18 protein-coding genes are annotated in these 16738 nt (G+C 58.5%); 5 read left to right on the top strand and 13 right to left on the bottom strand.

Features of this window, described 5'->3' with window-relative positions; translation table 11 throughout:
- Positions 1-48 precede the first annotated feature (48 nt).
- From tolB to ACN0WW_RS06855, 11 genes are all read right to left on the bottom strand, one after another.
- On the bottom strand, positions 49-1389 hold the full coding sequence (gene tolB, locus ACN0WW_RS06905) for a Tol-Pal system beta propeller repeat protein TolB (RefSeq protein WP_417610780.1): 1341 nt from the start codon (positions 1387-1389) through the stop codon (positions 49-51).
- Between the two features lie 10 nt (positions 1390-1399).
- On the bottom strand, positions 1400-2194 hold the full coding sequence (locus ACN0WW_RS06900; RefSeq protein WP_417610778.1) for a cell envelope biogenesis protein TolA: 795 nt from the start codon (positions 2192-2194) through the stop codon (positions 1400-1402).
- Between the two features lie 15 nt (positions 2195-2209).
- Positions 2210-2662 carry a protein TolR gene (gene tolR / locus ACN0WW_RS06895; RefSeq protein WP_417610776.1) on the bottom strand — a complete coding sequence of 151 codons (453 nt, stop codon included), beginning with the start codon at positions 2660-2662 and terminating at the stop codon, positions 2210-2212.
- A 2-nt stretch (positions 2663-2664) separates the two neighbouring features.
- Positions 2665-3312 carry a protein TolQ gene (gene tolQ / locus ACN0WW_RS06890; RefSeq protein ID WP_417611109.1) on the bottom strand — a complete coding sequence of 216 codons (648 nt, stop codon included), beginning with the start codon at positions 3310-3312 and terminating at the stop codon, positions 2665-2667.
- 64 nt (positions 3313-3376) lie between these two features.
- Positions 3377-3853 (bottom strand): YbgC/FadM family acyl-CoA thioesterase, encoded by a 477-nt coding sequence (locus ACN0WW_RS06885; protein WP_417610774.1) that lies wholly within the window; start codon positions 3851-3853, stop codon positions 3377-3379.
- A 133-nt stretch (positions 3854-3986) separates the two neighbouring features.
- On the bottom strand, positions 3987-4496 hold the full coding sequence (locus ACN0WW_RS06880; protein ID WP_417610772.1) for an SRPBCC family protein: 510 nt from the start codon (positions 4494-4496) through the stop codon (positions 3987-3989).
- The gene (locus ACN0WW_RS06875; protein ID WP_417610770.1) at positions 4483-4842 is read right to left on the bottom strand and encodes an ArsR/SmtB family transcription factor; all 360 of its coding nucleotides are present in this window, start codon (positions 4840-4842) and stop codon (positions 4483-4485) included. The genes ACN0WW_RS06880 and ACN0WW_RS06875 overlap by 14 nt, the downstream gene beginning before the upstream one ends.
- Before the next feature lie 84 nt (positions 4843-4926).
- On the bottom strand, positions 4927-5274 hold the full coding sequence (locus ACN0WW_RS06870) for a TraR/DksA family transcriptional regulator (protein WP_417610768.1): 348 nt from the start codon (positions 5272-5274) through the stop codon (positions 4927-4929).
- 15 nt (positions 5275-5289) lie between these two features.
- Complete coding sequence (locus ACN0WW_RS06865; RefSeq protein ID WP_417610766.1) at positions 5290-7017, bottom strand: N-acyl-D-amino-acid deacylase family protein; 1728 nt, start codon at positions 7015-7017, stop codon at positions 5290-5292.
- A gap of 7 nt (positions 7018-7024) precedes the next feature.
- Positions 7025-8368 carry an amidohydrolase gene (locus ACN0WW_RS06860; RefSeq protein ID WP_417610764.1) on the bottom strand — a complete coding sequence of 448 codons (1344 nt, stop codon included), beginning with the start codon at positions 8366-8368 and terminating at the stop codon, positions 7025-7027.
- Between the two features lie 255 nt (positions 8369-8623).
- A complete protein-coding gene (locus ACN0WW_RS06855) occupies positions 8624-9166 on the bottom strand; it encodes a DUF3617 domain-containing protein (RefSeq protein WP_417610762.1) in 543 nt (180 codons plus the stop codon).
- Between the two features lie 138 nt (positions 9167-9304).
- Between ACN0WW_RS06855 and uvrB the strand changes: the two genes are divergently transcribed.
- The 5 genes from uvrB to ACN0WW_RS06830 all read left to right on the top strand — a co-directional run bounded on the left by uvrB (position 9305) and on the right by ACN0WW_RS06830 (position 13472).
- Entirely contained in the window at positions 9305-11482 is a 2178-nt protein-coding gene (gene uvrB, locus ACN0WW_RS06850) for an excinuclease ABC subunit UvrB (RefSeq protein ID WP_417610760.1), read from the top strand.
- Positions 11483-11542: 60 nt separating this feature from the next.
- The gene (locus tag ACN0WW_RS06845; RefSeq protein WP_417610758.1) at positions 11543-11986 is read left to right on the top strand and encodes a hypothetical protein; all 444 of its coding nucleotides are present in this window, start codon (positions 11543-11545) and stop codon (positions 11984-11986) included.
- A complete protein-coding gene (locus ACN0WW_RS06840; protein WP_417610756.1) occupies positions 11983-12270 on the top strand; it encodes a type II toxin-antitoxin system RelE/ParE family toxin in 288 nt (95 codons plus the stop codon). Before ACN0WW_RS06845 ends, ACN0WW_RS06840 begins: the two co-directional genes overlap by 4 nt.
- On the top strand, positions 12236-12559 hold the full coding sequence (locus tag ACN0WW_RS06835; RefSeq protein WP_417610754.1) for a HigA family addiction module antitoxin: 324 nt from the start codon (positions 12236-12238) through the stop codon (positions 12557-12559). Before ACN0WW_RS06840 ends, ACN0WW_RS06835 begins: the two co-directional genes overlap by 35 nt.
- 121 nt (positions 12560-12680) lie before the next feature.
- Positions 12681-13472, top strand: a complete 792-nt coding sequence (locus tag ACN0WW_RS06830) for a class I SAM-dependent methyltransferase (RefSeq protein ID WP_417610752.1) — start codon at positions 12681-12683, stop codon at positions 13470-13472.
- 520 nt (positions 13473-13992) lie between these two features.
- Here the strand turns inward: ACN0WW_RS06830 and ACN0WW_RS06825 are convergent.
- A complete protein-coding gene (locus ACN0WW_RS06825) occupies positions 13993-14607 on the bottom strand; it encodes a thioredoxin family protein (RefSeq protein ID WP_417610750.1) in 615 nt (204 codons plus the stop codon).
- A 13-nt stretch (positions 14608-14620) separates the two neighbouring features.
- On the bottom strand, positions 14621-16738 hold the full coding sequence (locus ACN0WW_RS06820) for a protein-disulfide reductase DsbD family protein (RefSeq protein ID WP_417610748.1): 2118 nt from the start codon (positions 16736-16738) through the stop codon (positions 14621-14623).

Below are 16738 nucleotides of genomic sequence, written 5' to 3'. Positions count from 1 at the left end.
CCCTTCAGCTTTACATACCCTTTGTTGGCTGGCTTGTCGCCTGCCGAATTATGGCAGCAACGGCCCCCATGCCGGATCGGAACCGTTTACCGGGGTCGGTAACTGTCGTTCATTGCGTCCGGTCAGGTCGACTTGCCAGATGCCGGTTTTTCCGCTTCCCCGGGTCGTCCGGAAAAACTGAATGACCCGGCCATTTGGTGCCCAGGTGGGGGCTTCGTCCTGCCAGCTGTTGGTCAGTAGCCGCTCGCCACCGCCGCTTGGGGTCATCACGCCGATGCGGAAATTGCCAGCGATTTTGGTGAAGGCGATCAGGTCACCGCGCGGGCTCCATTCCGGAGTGGCATAGCGGCCGCCGCCAAAGCTGATCCGTCGTTCATTGCCGCCGTCAGCGTTCATGACATAAAGTTGCTGGCTGCCCGAACGGTCGCTTTCGAATACAATCCGGCTGCCATCTGGCGAGAAGCTGCCGCCGATATCGATGCCGGGAGAAAAGGTCAGTTGCTGCGGTCTGCCGCCACCCGCGGCCGAAACCTTGTAAATGTCGGTGTTGCCGGCAATCGCCATGGAATAGAGTATCCATTTGCCATCCGGCGACCAGCGCGGCGCGAAGGTCGGATTGGTGCTCTGGGTGATCAGCCGCTGGCGACCGGTACCGATGTCATAGACATAGATGCGCGGATTGCCGTCGAGAAAGCTCAGATAGACGATGCTTTTGTAATCGGGCGAGAAGCGCGGGGTGAGGGCGGTTGCCTGGCCGTTGGTGATGAAACGGTGGTTGGCACCGTCGCTGTCCATGATCGCCAGCCGCTTGACCCGGTTCCCCTTGGGGCCGGTCTCGGCGATATAGGCGATCCGGCTGTCGAAAAAGGGCGATTCGCCGCTCAGCCGCGAATAGATCGTATCCGCGCACTTATGGGCCGCCCTGCGCCAGTCTGCTGGTTCGACAACAAAGCCCTGACGGGTGAGTTCGGTTTCCAGCGCGACATCGTAAAGATAGCAGCCAACGGTCAGCTTGCCGTCATTATTGGCCCGCACGAAGCCCTGAATCAGGGCAGAGGCGCTGGTGCTGCTCCAATAGGGGAATTGCGGCGCAGTGACTTCCGAATAGCTGATGCCGCGGACCTGATTGCGTCCGACCGGCTTGAACAAACCACTCGATCGAAGGTCGCTGACGATCACATCGCTGATCTTGCCGCCCAGTTCACTGGTACTGCCAGCCGGGGTTTCGACGCTTTGCTGCGTTGGCAGGCCGGGAACCGCGATGACGAGTTCTTCACCGGCGCTGTTGTCGACATCGACCGTGAGCTGTGCGTGCGCGGTTGCGGTCAGCCCCAGACTGGCGATGACGCCGAGCAAGGCTGTTCGAAGAAAAGGTACGGCAGATTGCATGGCTGGTCTCCTAGACACCGAGATAGAGGACAGGTTCGATAACCTTCCACTCATCGTAAAATTTTTCGGGAAATGTTGTGAACGGGGCGGCCAGCTGGACGGCGGCAATCGCCCGCTCCTGATGGATTTCGACTTGGGACCGGTTGCTTGGCGTAATGCCGGTGGTGGTCGCTGTGGGCTTGCCGATAATCCGGCCGCTGCTGTCGAGGCGCGCGGTGACCTTCGTACGCAACAGCTCCGCATCGGCCCCTGTTGGCGGACGCCATTTCTGTTTCACCAGCCGGTACAGTTCGCGCTCCAGTGAAGCCACCGCTGCCGGTGATGCTTTTTCCGCAGTGATGTTCTGGTTGCGGCTGACGGAAGGCGAGTCGGTCACGCCTTTCAGGAAATCATCTCCCAATCGCGAACCCCGCGGTTTCGGCTGCGGCTTGGGCTTGGGTTTTGCCTTCGGCGCGGCGCTGGTCGGCTTGTCCGGTCGCCGGCGCGGTTCGCGCGAGACAGGGCTGGGGGTCACGGATGGTTTCGGCTTCGCTTCGGCTTTCGGCGGCTCCGGAAGCGGCTCCGGTTCGATGAAGCTGCTCTCTTCCGGCACCCCCAGCTCTGGCGCAACGCTGGTTGCTGGTGGCACGAGGGCAGGCGTGGGGGCCGCGCTTTCCAGCCCCACTTCATCGGCAATCATCACCTCGATCGGCTTGTTGCGAAACGCATCACTGGTGTTGTTGAGGATACTGAGAGAGAGCACGCCGAACAGGGCCACATGCCCCGCAGCTGCTATTGCCAAGCCAATTTTTTCAGCTTTCTCCATATCAGCTGTCCATCATTACGGAGTCTCGGATGAACCTGTTGTGACCAGCGATACCCGGTTCAGTCCAACCCGATTGAGTTCGCCCATCACGCCCATGATCAGCCCATAGTCGAGCGTCTTGTCGCCGCGCAGCATGATCTGGCGCGGATCGTCTGGATTCTGGTCCGCGGCGATTTCGCGCAGGCGCGTTGCCAGGGCGCCGCGACCCAGCTCCTCGTCGTCTATGAAAACGCGGCCTTCAGAATCGATCGAAATCTGCACCGGCTCCTGCTCTTGCTCCAGCGCGTTGGCGCGGCTTTCCGGCAGGTCGACCGGCACGCCCGTCACCAGCAACGGGGCGGTTACCATGAAAATGATCAGCAACACCAGCATCACGTCGACAAACGGGGTAACGTTGATCTCGGCCATTGGCGCGCGTCCGCGAGTGCCGCCGCGCCGTCCGATTCCGGGTCCCATATTCATCGCCATGCTCAGTCTCCAAGCTCCAGTTCGCGGCTCAGCGTTGCGTGGAAACTGTCAGCGAAGCGAACCATGCGGGCTTCGAGCTTGTTCAGCCGGTGGGAAAACCGGTTATAGGCGATGACCGCCGGGATCGCCGCGAACAGGCCGATGGCCGTCGCGAACAGGGCTTCGGCAATGCCGGGCGCGACCACCGCCAGCGAACTATTCTGCTCAGCGGCAATGGCCGAGAAGCTGCGCATGATTCCCCAGACTGTGCCGAACAGGCCGACAAAGGGGGCCACGCTGCCTACGGTGGCAAGAAAATTGAGCCGGTCGGCGATCCGGTCGATTTGATCCGCGACGGCCGTGTTCATTGCGCTGGCCAGACGCTGGCGCGTGCCTTCGCGGTCCACGGGTCCTTTCGCCGTTGAACGGCGCCACTCCTTGACGCCGGCGGCCAGAACACGGGCGCTGGGCAGGCTGGACTTGCCATATTCATCGTAAAACCGGTCGACATTTTCGGTTTTGGCGAAAGCCCGTTCAAAGCGATCGGATTTTCGGGAGATTTGTGAGATCTTCATGCCAAAGCTCACGATGATCGTCCATGTCCAGATGCTGGCCAGCAGCAGCCCGATCATCACCGCCTTCACGACGATATCGGCTTCCATGAACAGCATTAACGGCGAGAAGTTGCCAGTGGTCGCTCCGACAGAAAGTTGATCTAGCAAGATTTGATATCCTTCATTTCGTATCAGTCTGATTCATGACGCTGGCGAAAGCCTTTGTCCACGCTTTGGGTTGCCGCCTTGGTCGGCCGGCAGGGGTAAGAAACGCTGCGTGAACAGAGGCTGACACAATCGTCTCCGCGCCCCGGATGATCGTCTGGTCGATGACCACGCTGGCGGCGCGGAGGGTCTCGACCGTGCTGACCACCACGAGGTCATCATCCAGCTTGGCCGGTAACAGATATTTCATCGTCAGGTCGACCACTGCATAGACGCCGTCGCCGCTCTCATAGGCCGTTCGCTGGTCCATATCGAGTTGGCGCAGCATATCGGAACGTGCGCGCTCCATATAGCGTAGATAATTCGCGTGATAGACGATGCCCGAAAAATCCGTGTCCTCGAAATAGACGCGGCACGCGAAATAATGCCGGTTGTCGACAAAGCGCCCGTCATGCGGTTTGATGTCTTGTGGAATGATCAGGTCAGCGGCCATTCCCGACTATTAGGCGGTTCGATTCACGGGTGGAAGAGCGAATGTTCGGTCCTGGTGCATCCGGGCGTAGTTTTGAGCCCGTCTGACGGGACAATGGCGGACCTGAAATCGGAGGTCACGCCTTCTGTTTGCATTAGCCCGCCTTTGGCCATTTGTCTTCCGACAGCACGTCTCCCGTTTCCAGCAGCGACTTCAGATTGCTGAGCACGGCTGGCCAGCCATCGCGGACGCCCACATCCATCGATGATCCCGGTTCGAGTTCGCTATGGGTGACCGTCAATTTCGTGTCGGGGCCAAGGTTGACCAGTTCGTAGGTCACGCGCGACAATTTTTCGGGCGCGTCTGCTTCGGAATCAAAGGCCCAGCTCCAGACCATCTTGCGCGGCGGATCCATTTCGATGATTCTGCCGCGGGTGTCGATTTTGCCGCTGCCGTCGCTGCGCACATGTTCCCACCGCGAACCCGCCTTCCAGTCGGACTCGTTATAATGACCCCAATAGGCCTTGGTCAGCTCCCGGTCGATCAGGCCGTTCCAGACAGTTTCCGCGCTTGCCTTGATGAAGATTGTATAGACGAAATCCGGCGCGCACGGCTCGCCGGTCGAGGCGCGCGTCGCAATATTGGGTCTATCATCGGCCGGCATGGCGTTCCTCCTGTGGCTTGCTGTTGGTGGAAGAATTGGAAGCATTTTCCATCTGCTGCTTGAAATCGGTCAGGGCGGCAATCCGCGCGTCCTCGAACTTGCCGACCCAGCGATGCACGACGTCGCCGAGCGGAACCGGGTTTAGATAATGCAGCTTTTCCCGCCCCTGCCAGTGGACGGAGACGAGATTGGTGGCTTCCAGAATCTGCAGATGTTTGGCCACCGCCTGGCGTGACATGCCCGTTCCGCGATGAAGGTCGCTCAGGTTCTGGCCGTTTTTGACGAACAGTCGATCCAGCAGATCGCGGCGGGTTGTGTCGGCAAGTGCGGCAAAGATATCGGACATGCCATTTTATATGCAACTATATGGTTGCATGTCAAGCATGCGAAAGGATCGGGGGCGCACAAGTTCGACGGACTTGGGCCGGGATCAGCGCGCGCAACCGATGCATAAATGCGCTGCGGGATCAATTTCGAGGCGTCTATAGGCGATCGGCTCGCCACATTCCGCGCACCAGCCATATTCGCCTTCGGTGATGCGACGCAGCGCCATTTCGATTCTCGCCAGATCGTTGACTCGGCGTCGCGCTTCGGCCTGAGCCATTTCCTGCTGCTGCATCGCGTCCATTCGCGACAGCCGGCCGACGCTTTGCTGATCGAGCTCGACTGTTCCGCGCCAGCTGGCTCCGTCCTTTTCGCGGACCTTCAGCTCGGCCTGCTGGTCGCGCAATGCCTGCGTCAAATGCTCAATCTGCGCGCGGGTCAGTTCGGCTGCCATCGGGTTTGCGCTGCCTTACCGCGGCGGGCATTTGTTCCAGCCGGGTCCGCGCACGGCGCGACCGGGGCGGGCACCGGTCATGTCGCCATCGCGCAGCACCGGTTTGCCGTTGACGATAACATCGCGCATTCCGACGGCAAATTGCTGTGGTTCCGCATAGGTTGCGGTATCGGCAATGGTCGCCGGGTCAAAGACGACGACATCGGCATATTGGCCTGCCGCCAGACTGCCGCGATCTTTCAGGCCCAGATGGCTTGCCGGCATGCTGGTCAGGCGCCGCACCGCATCGGCCAGACTCGTCCGCTTTTCCTCACGCACATATTTGCCGAGCAAGCGGGCAAAATTGCCATAGGTTCGCGGATGGGTGGAGGATTTCAGGAACACGCCGCGCGGAGCCTGAGCGCCGGCGTCGGAGCCAAAGGCCATCCAGGGCAGGGCGGTCTGGCGGGCGACATTCTCTTCGTCCATCAGGAAATAGACGACCTGAACCCGGCTGCCATCCTCAATCACCAGATCAATGGCCGTGTCTGCCGGGCTGGTGCCGCGCATCGCCGCGACCTCGGCCAGCGTCTTGCCAGCCAGCGGTTTGAGTTTGTCATTCTTGAATCCGACCAGCAAAACCTTGTCGGGACCGGCGTGATAATAGAGATTTTCCCATCCGTCGGGCTTGCCGCTCATTTCGGCGATGACGCGCTTGCGGATCTCGGGATCCTGCAGGCGTTTCTTCCATTGTGCATAGCCGCCTTCCTGTACCCAGGTCGGCATCGCAGCATCAAGCCCGGTGGAACCGGCGGTATAGGTGTACATATTGGCGGTGATCCGCTGACCCTTCGCCCGCGCGGCTTCGATTTTTGCGATAATGGCGTCGAGTTTGCCCCAATTGTCCTTGCCGGCCTGCTTCAGATGGTAAATTTCGGCAGGGCCGCCCGATTTTTCGGAAATCTCGATGAGCTCATCGACTGCCTCGAGTACATGATCGCTCTCGTTACGCATGTGGCTGATATACATCCCGCCGCAACGCGCGGATTCGGTTGCCAGCGCGATTAACTCCGGCGTTTCTGCATAGCTCGCCGGGGCATATATAAGCGAGCTGCCGACGCCCATCGCACCATCATCCATGGCTTCCTGCACCATTGTCCGCATGGCGTCGAGCTGGGCGGGATCGGGATCCACGTCGTCATAGCCGAGCGTATTGACCCGCACCGTGGTGGCACCGACAAAGGTGGCGATATTCGGCGCAATGCCGCGCTTCTCGATAAAGTCGAAATATTCATCCAGGCTGCGCCAGCTGACCGGATAGCGAATGTCTCCCTGACCGCTTTCTTCGGTTTGCGCTGCCTTGTCGGTGAGCGGTGCCTCTGAGCGGCCCTCGCCGAATATTTCCAGCGTCACGCCCTGCCGGATATCGCTTTCACCGGCACCATCGGCGATCAGTGAATCGGCTGCCCAGCTCAGCATGTTGATGAAACCGGGAGCGACGGCCAGGCCGCGCGCGTCGATTACGCGCTTGGCGTTGCCCGCAATTTCCGGCGAGACCGCCACGATGCGGTCGCCGCGGATGGCGACGTCGCCGACATAGGGCGCAGAGCCGCTGCCATCGACGATCAGGCCATTGTCGATCAGGATATCAAAAGGCTGTGCCTCGGCAACCGGTGCGACATCGCTTTCTGCGACCGTCGTGCAGGAGGTGGCCAGCAGCATAGCCGCCGTGACCACCATCTTTTGCAAAGGCCGCAGAGACATGACCCGGTCAATCATCTTTTGCCAGCAGGTCCAGTGCTGCAGCCGTCATCGCCTCGGTTCCCAGCGTCACCGATTCGCGCGGGGCAATCTTGAAGAAGGGCGAGTGATGGGACGGCACTGGCGGTCCGCCCGCCTCGGCGCGATCAAAATCTTCCTGCGGCGTGCCGCCGACCTGAAAATAGACGCCGGGCACATCGGTATTGGGCTCGACGAAATAGGCAAAATCCTCTGCGCCCATGCCTTCGCGCGGTTTTTCGTCGAACACCTGTTCGCCGAAGCGCTCGGCAAACACGGCTTTCACCCGCTGGGTCAGCGCTGCGTCGTTATAGTTGGCCGGGGTCGATTCATGGGACACCAATACTTCAGGCAGCTTGTCTTCGGGCAGTCCGTTCATCCGCCCGACATTGGTGGCAATGCGTTTGATGCCCTCCAGCAACTTGGCCCGTGTCTCCTCATCGTCGGAGCGGACGGTCAACTGCATCGTCGCCTTGTCCGAAATGATGTTATGCTTGAAGCCGCTGTGGAAGGAGCCGACGGTGATCACGCCGGGCTTGAGCGGCGCGATTTCACGGCTGATGATCGTCTGCAAGGCCATGATGATTTCCGCGCCCATCAGGATCGGATCCTTGCCGCGATGGGGCGAAGCGCCATGCGCGCCAATGCCATGGACAATGATGTCGACGCTGTCGGACGAGCTGCTTTCAATGCCTTCGCCAACCGCCAGTTTTCCGGTCGGCGTGTCCGCAGAAACGTGAAAGGCCATGGCATAATCAGGCTTGGGAAAACGCGTATAGAGGCCGTCATCCATCATCAGCTTGGCACCGCCAATGCGTTCCTCGGCCGGCTGTGCAATCAGCACCAGAGTGCCGGACCACTGGTCTTTCCTCGCTGCCATCTGGTTGGCGGTGCCGATCAGTGAGGTGATGTGCACATCGTGGCCGCAGGCATGCATGACCGGCTTTTCTTCGCCGTCGATACTGACCTGTTTCACGGTCGACATATAGTCGAGACCGCTATCCTCGACCAGTGGCAGGCCGTCCATGTCCGCGCGCAGCATCAGCGTTGGGCCGTCGCCATTTTTCATCACCCCAACCACACCGGTGCCGCCGATATTTTCGGTCACGGTAAATCCGGCATCGCGCCATTGTTTGGCGATAATTCCGGCGGTACGCGTTTCCTTGTAGGACAGTTCGGGGTTTTTGTGGAAATCAAGAAACAGCGCTTTCAGTTCATTGTCATAGTCCGCCGCGATGGCTTCCGCCAGATCAGGTGAAGTCGAACTATTTTGCGCCACCACCGGTGCGGCCCAGATGAAAGCGGTTGTCGCGGCCAAAGCCAATAGATGTTTCATGATTTTCCCCTGTAGTTTGCCTCTCTATGCCGGACCCACAGGAAAAGCGCAAAGCCTGTTGTCTTCCCGATCGCGAAAATGGTTGGCATAAAAATGCAATTGGCCCTGCATTGCTGCAACGCGGTTTGATCACTGTGCGCTCCTGCAAATTCCGGCATGGCCGCGATCACGAATAGCCTATGGCAAGCGGCAACAAAAAAAGGCAGGAGCGATACGCTCCTGCCTAAATAGGATCTGCTTTTGCGATGAGCGGGATTATCCGGCCGGGCAGTCGCCGATCCGTTGGCCGCTGCTTTTGGCAGAGATTTTCATCTTCATTCCGGATGCGCCGCCATTCATGGTCATGGTCATGTCATAGCTGCTCGGCCCATATTCGCCATCCATCGCCATGGTCATGTTGCCGGGACTGCCGCCCATGTTGCTGCAGGACATTTCCGACGACACGCTACCGCCGCTCATATCGAATTTTTTGACTTCACAATTGGTTTCGTCCTGAGCGGCAAAAAATTCTGCTCCGGGATTATCCGCCTGTTCCTTGGTGATGCAGGACTTTGTCGTGGTCGTCTGGCCTTTCATGCTGTCCATGATGCCGGCGGGTGCGCCCGCGGGCAGACCCTCAATGGCCACATCCACGATCTCTACTGTATTTTCCCATTCGCCGGGCTCTAGTTTCACTTCATTCATTTCCTCGGCGACTTCTTCGGCAGTAATCTTGCCGTCCCCGTCCTTGTCTGCGCCATTGTCTGAACAGCCCGACAACAGGCAGATAGCGGCCACTGAAACCAGTAAATTTTTCACGTGAATATCCCTCAATTATTTTGCTCCCTACACCATCTTAAACCGATGGTGCAGGGAAGTACAATTCCTATCACGCAGATCCGCCAATTATCGGATTTCAGGCATGACATTGGTCCCTTTTTGTTCCATATAGGCCGGATGACAGAATTGGTAATTAGAAGGGGCCTGGCGGAGCCCGATACTGGCAAGGATTTTGTGCCGCACAAGCCCAGCCGCCCGGACAAATCCGAAGGCGGAAAACACTTCAAGCTGGTCAGCGATTTCGAGCCGGCGGGCGATCAGCCGGAAGCGATCCGGGAACTGGTGCAGGGCATGCGCGAGGATGAGCGCGATCAGGTCCTGCTCGGCGTGACTGGCTCGGGCAAGACCTTCACCATGGCCAAGATTATCGACGAGCTGCAGCGACCGGCACTGATTCTGGCTCCCAACAAGATATTGGCAGCGCAGCTGTACGGGGAGTTCAAGAGTTTCTTCCCGGATAATGCCGTCGAATATTTCGTGTCTTATTATGACTATTATCAGCCCGAGGCCTATGTCGCGCGGTCCGACACCTATATCGAGAAGGAAAGCTCGGTTAACGAGGCGATCGACCGGATGCGGCACAGCGCGACCCGGTCGCTGCTCGAGCGCGATGATGTGATCATCGTGGCGTCGGTTTCCTGTCTCTATGGTATCGGTTCGGTCGAGACCTATTCGGCGATGATCTTCGATCTCAAGAAAGAGCAGGCGGTCGATCAGCGTGACATCATCCGCAAGCTGGTCGCCCTGCAGTACAAGCGTAATGATCAGGCCTTTGCCCGCGGAAATTTCCGGGTGCGCGGTGACAGTCTCGAGATATTCCCGTCGCACTATGAGGACATGGCCTGGCGGATCAGCTTTTTCGGAGACGAGATCGAGGATATTGTCGAATTTGATCCGCTGACCGGCAAAAAGGGTGTGCATCTGGATCGTGTGCGAATTTTCGCCAATTCGCACTATGTGACGCCGGGACCAACGATGAAGCAGGCGACCGAGGCGATCAAGCTGGAGCTGGGCGTGCGGCTCAAGGAACTGGAGGCCGAGGGCAAGCTGATCGAGCATCAGCGACTGGAACAGCGCACCCATTTCGATCTCGAGATGATCGCGGCCACCGGCAGCTGTGCGGGCATCGAAAATTACTCCCGCTTCCTGACCGGGCGGCTGCCGGGCGAACCACCACCAACCCTGTTTGAATATCTGCCGGACAATGCGCTGCTGTTTGTCGACGAGAGCCACCAGACCGTGCCGCAAATCGGCGCCATGTCGAAGGGCGATCACCGCCGCAAGATCACGCTGGCTGAATATGGTTTTCGGCTGCCGAGCTGTATCGACAACCGGCCATTGCGCTTTAACGAATGGGACGCGATGCGGCCGCAGACGGTCAGCGTCTCGGCGACGCCGGGGCCATGGGAGCTGGAGCAGACCGGCGGCGTGTTCAGCGAGCAGGTCATTCGCCCCACCGGGCTGATCGATCCTCCGGTCGAGATCAAGCCGGTCGAGGATCAGGTCGACGATGTGATCAACGAATGCCGCAAGGTCGCGGATCAGGGTTATCGCACGCTGATCACCACGCTGACCAAACGGATGGCGGAGGACCTGACCGAATTCATGCACGAGGCCGGGATCAAGGTCCGCTATATGCACAGCGATGTTGAGACGCTGGAACGGATCGAGCTGATCCGCGATCTCCGGCTGGGCGTCTATGACGTGCTGGTCGGCATCAACCTGCTGCGCGAAGGGCTGGATATTCCGGAATGCGGGCTGGTCGCGATCCTTGACGCTGACAAGGAGGGTTTTCTGCGCAGCGAGACTTCGCTGATCCAGACCATTGGCCGCGCGGCGCGGAATGTCGATGGCCGGGTCATTCTCTACGCCGACCGGATGACCGGATCGATGGAGCGCGCGCTCAGCGAAACCGACCGCCGCCGCGAGAAGCAGGTTGCCTATAATCTGGAACACGGCATCACGCCGATGTCGATCAAGAAAAATATCGGCGATATCGTCGCCCATGCGACCGCCAAGGACATGGTCACCGGTGCCGTCGATGTCGAACCGGGGCATCCGGTTGGCCACAATCTCAGAGCCCATATCGAAAGCCTCGAGAAACAGATGCGCGATGCCGCCGCTGATCTGGAATTCGAAACCGCAGGCCGCCTGCGCGACGAAATTCGCAAGCTGGAAGCCGAAGAACTGGGCCTGCCCGCCGATCTACAGGTCGCGCAGCCGAAGGGACGGTCAACCGAAGGCAGGCCAGGGACGCGGAAAATGGGTTATGGGAGGGTGCAGCGGAAGATGTAATGAATTTAGTTTGCTATTATTCACTATAGTATGCTAATAGCGCTCAATTGGAGTGCTGACATGGATATAACAGTCGATTTAGAAGTTTTTAAAGCGCTAACAGAGCGTTTAGAATTTGAGGGGCAGACTCACAATGATCTTTTGCGTGAGCTTCTAAATTTGGATTCGATAGCGGAGGAAGATGCTCCTGAGCCCGCCATACTTTCCGGCCTCGAAGCATTTGCTGGTATGGCTGAAGAATGGCGGCGTCCGAGGCAAAGTGGCTTCTATTCGCGAGGTCTGTTTCTGCCAGATGGCACGCTTCTCCGATCAAGGTATAAAGGGTCTGAATATTCTGGCTGTGTTAGAAACGGAAAGTGGTTGGACGCAGATGGATGTAAGCATGACAGTCCGTCTGCTGCAGCTACCGCTATTACAGGAAATAATGTCAATGGTTTGCGTTTTTGGGAAGCGAGGCGACCACAAGACAATACTTGGCGTAGACTTGAGTTTTTGAGAAGATGATCCGCTCGTTCGCCGATCGGGAAACCGAAAAAATCTGGCTCGGCGAACGCAGTCGCAAACTGCCCTCAAATATTCAAAATATTGCACGGCGGAAATTGCGGCAGATCAACCGTACTGCCAATTTGTTTGATCTGCGCGTTCCGGGCGGCAATCGCTTTGAGCAGTTGAAGGCATATACACCTTTGCGCTATAGTCTGCGTATCAACGACCAGTGGCGCGTGACGTTCAGCTGGTCAAACGGAGATGCGCATGATGTCCGGATCGAGGACTATCACAGGGGATAAAGACCGTCTGGACAATGTCCACCCGGGCGATGTCCTGCGTGAAGACTATCTGATTGGCAGCGAGATACCGGTTGCGGAAGTCGCTGACGGTGCCGGGCTGGATATCGTCCAGCTTAACGCAATCCTTGCCGGCGATCGGCCGGTCGATGCCAATGTCGATATTCGGCTTGCCCGCTATTTCGGAATAACCGAGGGATTTTTTCTCGGACTGCAGATCGACTACGATCTGGAGGACGTGCGCCGCGCCAACGGGCCGGAACTGGACAAGATCAGCAAACGCGCCGCCTGATCGACGACCGATTGCTAGTTTCGACGAACGGCTTGCCGCCGTAGACCAGCGACTTGGCAACCGCTTGTATAAAAACGCGCTCAGGTTCATGCTGCTCCCCATATTTAGGGGAGATATAATCATGCGAGCATCTATTCTATTGGCCCTGGCGACTTGCGCCCTGGTTGTCACTCCGGCTGGGGCGGCGGTTGCGTCATCCGCCGCTACGAATACCGCCGAGACCGGACCCGATTTCAAGGCGGCCGTGTCTGATCCGGGCCGCGATGAAGCCGATATCAAGCTTGATGACAGCCGCAAGCCAGCCGAAGTACTTGCCTTCATGGGTCTCGAAAGCGGCGATACCGTGGTCGATCTGTTTGCTGGCGGCGGCTATTATAGCGAGATCATGGGGCGCGTTGTCGGTCCGGAGGGATCGGTAACCGCTGTCAATCCGCCGCAATTTACGACGAGCGAACAGTCCAAGGCAAAATGGGCCGGGGTCACGGAGCGGCAACCCAAGGTGAAGATGGTGCCGTCGCAACTGCCGGATTACACGCCAGCGCCCGACAGTATCGATTTTGCCATGCTGCACCTGATCTATCATGACTTTTACTGGGAAAGCGAAGAATATAAATTCGAGAAAATGGATCCGGCCGCCGTATTGTCCAATCTGTTTGCGGGGATGAAGCCGGGCGGTATCGTTGCCGTCATCGATCATGTGGGATCGCCGGGCGACACGAGGGCCGTGGTTGAGAAAACCCACCGTATCGATCCGGCAACGGTGCGTTCCGATTTCCTGAAGGCCGGATTTGTCCTCGATGGTGAAAGCGACATGTTCGCCAATCCCGATGATGATCTGGAGTTGAACGTTTTTGATCCAGCCGTGCGGGGGCAAACCGACCGCTTTGTCATGCGTTTTCGCAAGCCTGGCTGATGCTTCGACCCGCGCTTTGGGCCGGATTTCCGGGCACGAATCGGTCACAAATGTAACTATATGGAAAATAAGGTGTTTTTCTGATCCTGTCAGAAAGCCGCGACGGTCGGCAGATTGTCCGGCTTTACACTATGTGTTAATTACAAAATAATGTAATATTATTTCAATGGTTTACGAATTGTTACGATAGTTTACATGACGGCGCCGCTTCGCGCGCCTAAAGGAGCGTCAAACAGTTGCAATGATAAGCGCTGGCACGCCCCGACCATTCCGCAGAGCCGGAATTGATCAGGGGCGGCATCATACAAACAAGGAGTTTCTCTCTGTCGGCGCTAGCCGCCTGACGGATGGAACGAGTTTGGTCGGCGGTGCCTTTTTTTGAGGGTCGCACATTGCCGGTCCAGAGGGGGAGGCAGGTCCGAGTTGTGTACAGGACTTGTCTCCCACCCTCTGGCGATATCACCAAGCATCAGCTACTTTCCCCAACGGGGTGGGCGATCAATGACCGGTGCCCGTCTATTCAGGATGCATATTTGACCGAGCAGCCGTAAGGGCGGGCCTGGGCAACGCTGACCTTGTCGCCGGATTTTATCTCGTTCAAAGCCGCCAGAACGTGATTGCGCGCGTTCTTGATGTCGGCGATATTCGCGGTTGGTTTGTCGTCAATGCCGCCCTGATAGACCAGAATTCCATTGCCATCGATGATATACATATGCGGAGTGGTCTTCGCGCCATAGGCTTTGCCAACCACCCCCTTTGCATCGAGCAGATAGTTGGTCGACTGGATATTCTGTTTGGCGATCAGCGCTTTGGCCTCGGGACCGGTCATATGGCCCTGCTTTCCCTTCGCGCCACTGTTGATCGTCAGCCAGACTGCGCCCTGTTGCCGGGCCGCTTTCTGGGTCGCCTGCATATTGCCGCTGCTATAATGTTTGGACACAAACGGGCAGCCGGGATTGTGCCATTCAAGCACGACCGTCTTGCCGCGAAACTGCGAAAGCTGAACCGTCTTGCCATTGACGTCGGTCAGTTTGAAATCCTGCGCCATGGCGCCATTTTTCTGCGCGGCTGCGAGCGGGCTTGCCAGCGCAACGGCGGCGATGGTGGTCACGGTCGAAGTGGAAAATCTGAGCACATCTGGTCTCCGTTCACTGGGGGTTGGTGGCAAGCTTGGCGGTTTGAACCGTATCATCGACGAGATCGGTCAATGTCGCCACCGTCAGAATCTGGGGAAGAACGACCGGCTCCTCGCCAGGCGCATAATAGAGGTACAGCGGCACCCCGGCACGGCCATGTTTTTCGAGAAATCGGCTGATATCGGGATCGGGTCTGGTCCAGTCGCCCATCAGCACCGCGACCTTGGCGGTCTGGAAAGCGTCGGCTGTTTCCGCGCGCTGAATCGCAGCGGCCTCATTGGCTTTGCAGGTAAGACACCAGTCGGCCGTGAAATAGGCAAAAACCGGCTGGTCTGACGCGCGCAATTCCGACAGCCGCGCTTCGCTAAACGGCTCGCTGGGCAAGGTTTCGTTCGATATGTTCGCCAGTTTCTGGCTGGTCATTGCCTCTTCGCCGGGCAGCGCGAGGATGGCCCCAAAGACGGCAATCGCCATGGCAACGCTAGCGATCGCGCCGCGCGACATCCCTTTCATCTGACCGCCACCGAACCACCACAGGATCAGCGCAACCACCAGCAGAAACACCAGCGAGAGGCCGAGCGCGTCGGTTCCGATCTGGCGGCCGAGCAGCCAGATCAGGCCAATAGCAGTGAGGAACATCGGGATTGCCATGGCTTTGCGAAAGCCATCCAGCCAGGGTCCGGGCTTGGGCAACCGGTTGCGGATGGCCGGTATGAACGCGATCAGCAGGAAGGGCAGGGCGAGTCCGACGCCCAGACCGGCAAAGATGACCAGCGCAGCAATGGGCGGCAAAATGATCGTCGCGCCCAGTGCGGCCGCCATGAACGGGCCGGTGCAGGGCGTCGCGACAAAGGCAGCCAGCGCCCCGGTCCAGAACGACCCCGAGGCACCGCTCTTGTGGGTCAGCTTGCTGCCAATGTTGATATTGGGCAGTTCGAACAGGCCCGCTAGATTAAGGCCGATGGCGGTCACCAGGGCCAGCAGCACGAAGATGATCCGTGGGTCCTGCAGCTGAAAGGCCCATCCCACCGCTGCGCCGCTGGCCCGCAGACCGAGCAGGATCGCACCGAGCGCCGTCGCAACCAGCACGACTCCGGCGGTATAGGCCAGCGCATCACGCCGGACCTCCGTTTCATTGCCGCCCGCCTTGGCGAGACTGATCGCTTTCAGACTGAGGATCGGAAAGACGCAGGGCATCAGGTTGAGCAGCAGCCCGCCGAGCAAAGCACCGCCCAGCGCCAGCAGCAATAAAGATGCTCCGCCTTCCTGCTCTGCCCCATCGCTGGCCAAGGGCAGGCCGGTCATCGACACTTCGCCCTTGGTCGCGGTTAACAGAAACCCGTTATGATTGCCGATCTTCAGGATGCCGGTGATGCTATCCAGCTGATCGCCGCGGGCAGCGGTCTCCATGATCAGGCGGTCGCCATCCCGATTGAATTTTTGCGGCGCTGCATAGTCAACGATCCCGTCCTGCTTGATGAAGAAATAGGGATCGTCAATGGCAACGCTGGCGGGCAGTGGCACGGACAGGCGGAACAGATCATCACCGACCGCGAAGGTGGCTTCACTGCCCAACGGGCGGGCCAGGGCCGCGCGGAAGTCATTGAAACGCTTGTCGAGAACGACAGCCGTGCCTTTACCGACAACTTGCAGAGTGATTGACAATTCATCCTGTTCCGGCACGCAGATTTCGTCGGTACAGGACAGCCATTCCGATTTGACGGAAATCGGAAGCGGACCAGGCCGCACCGTATCTGCCACCGTCAGATTGACTAGAATGGCATAGTCGCCCTTGTAGACATAGTTCATGATACCGGAGATCAGCAGCGTGGACGGCACCGGAAATTGCGGTTCGCCCGCGGTCACACCGGTGGGCAGGGTCCAGTCGAAACTCATGCCGATCCCAGCATCGCCGGGATTTTCCCAATAGCCGTGCCATGTCGGCTTCGGTTCCATCAAAAACGCGAGAGTGACGGTCTGACCGGGCTGCACTTTTTGTGATTCCGCCATCAAGGTCGCGGGTACATTCAACTCGCTATTGCCGAGCCGGTTCTGCGCCTCGGCTGCCGGCGCAAAGGCCAGCGCCGCAAAAGCCAGCAGGAGCGAAAAAATCCGAAAATCAAATGTCAT

Origin of the sequence: Parasphingorhabdus sp. (assembly GCF_048269865.1) — a bacterium.
In the GTDB taxonomy this organism is placed as follows: Bacteria; Pseudomonadota; Alphaproteobacteria; order Sphingomonadales; family Sphingomonadaceae; genus Parasphingorhabdus.
Note: the sequence above shows the minus strand (reverse complement) of the source record. Positions and strands in the feature narration are given on the sequence as shown.

Excerpts from the sequence above, each read along its gene's own strand:
- tolR (WP_417610776.1), bottom strand. The coding sequence starts at position 2,662 with ATGGCGATGAATATGGGACCCGGAATCGGACGGCGCGGCGGCACTCGC.
- ACN0WW_RS06880 (WP_417610772.1), bottom strand. The coding sequence starts at position 4,496 with ATGCCGGCCGATGATAGACCCAATATTGCGACGCGCGCCTCGACCGGC.
- ACN0WW_RS06870 (WP_417610768.1), bottom strand. The coding sequence starts at position 5,274 with ATGGCAGCCGAACTGACCCGCGCGCAGATTGAGCATTTGACGCAGGCA.
- tolQ (WP_417611109.1), bottom strand. The coding sequence starts at position 3,312 with ATGCTGTTCATGGAAGCCGATATCGTCGTGAAGGCGGTGATGATCGGG.
- ACN0WW_RS06860 (WP_417610764.1), bottom strand. The coding sequence starts at position 8,368 with ATGAAACATCTATTGGCTTTGGCCGCGACAACCGCTTTCATCTGGGCC.
- ACN0WW_RS06830 (WP_417610752.1), top strand. The coding sequence starts at position 12,681 with ATGCGAGCATCTATTCTATTGGCCCTGGCGACTTGCGCCCTGGTTGTC.
- ACN0WW_RS06835 (WP_417610754.1), top strand. The coding sequence starts at position 12,236 with ATGATGTCCGGATCGAGGACTATCACAGGGGATAAAGACCGTCTGGAC.
- ACN0WW_RS06820 (WP_417610748.1), bottom strand. The coding sequence starts at position 16,738 with ATGACATTTGATTTTCGGATTTTTTCGCTCCTGCTGGCTTTTGCGGCG.
- ACN0WW_RS06845 (WP_417610758.1), top strand. The coding sequence starts at position 11,543 with ATGGATATAACAGTCGATTTAGAAGTTTTTAAAGCGCTAACAGAGCGT.
- ACN0WW_RS06875 (WP_417610770.1), bottom strand. The coding sequence starts at position 4,842 with ATGTCCGATATCTTTGCCGCACTTGCCGACACAACCCGCCGCGATCTG.
- ACN0WW_RS06840 (WP_417610756.1), top strand. The coding sequence starts at position 11,983 with ATGATCCGCTCGTTCGCCGATCGGGAAACCGAAAAAATCTGGCTCGGC.
- tolB (WP_417610780.1), bottom strand. The coding sequence starts at position 1,389 with ATGCAATCTGCCGTACCTTTTCTTCGAACAGCCTTGCTCGGCGTCATC.
- ACN0WW_RS06865 (WP_417610766.1), bottom strand. The coding sequence starts at position 7,017 with ATGTCTCTGCGGCCTTTGCAAAAGATGGTGGTCACGGCGGCTATGCTG.
- ACN0WW_RS06885 (WP_417610774.1), bottom strand. The coding sequence starts at position 3,853 with ATGGCCGCTGACCTGATCATTCCACAAGACATCAAACCGCATGACGGG.
- uvrB (WP_417610760.1), top strand. The coding sequence starts at position 9,305 with ATGACAGAATTGGTAATTAGAAGGGGCCTGGCGGAGCCCGATACTGGC.
- ACN0WW_RS06900 (WP_417610778.1), bottom strand. The coding sequence starts at position 2,194 with ATGGAGAAAGCTGAAAAAATTGGCTTGGCAATAGCAGCTGCGGGGCAT.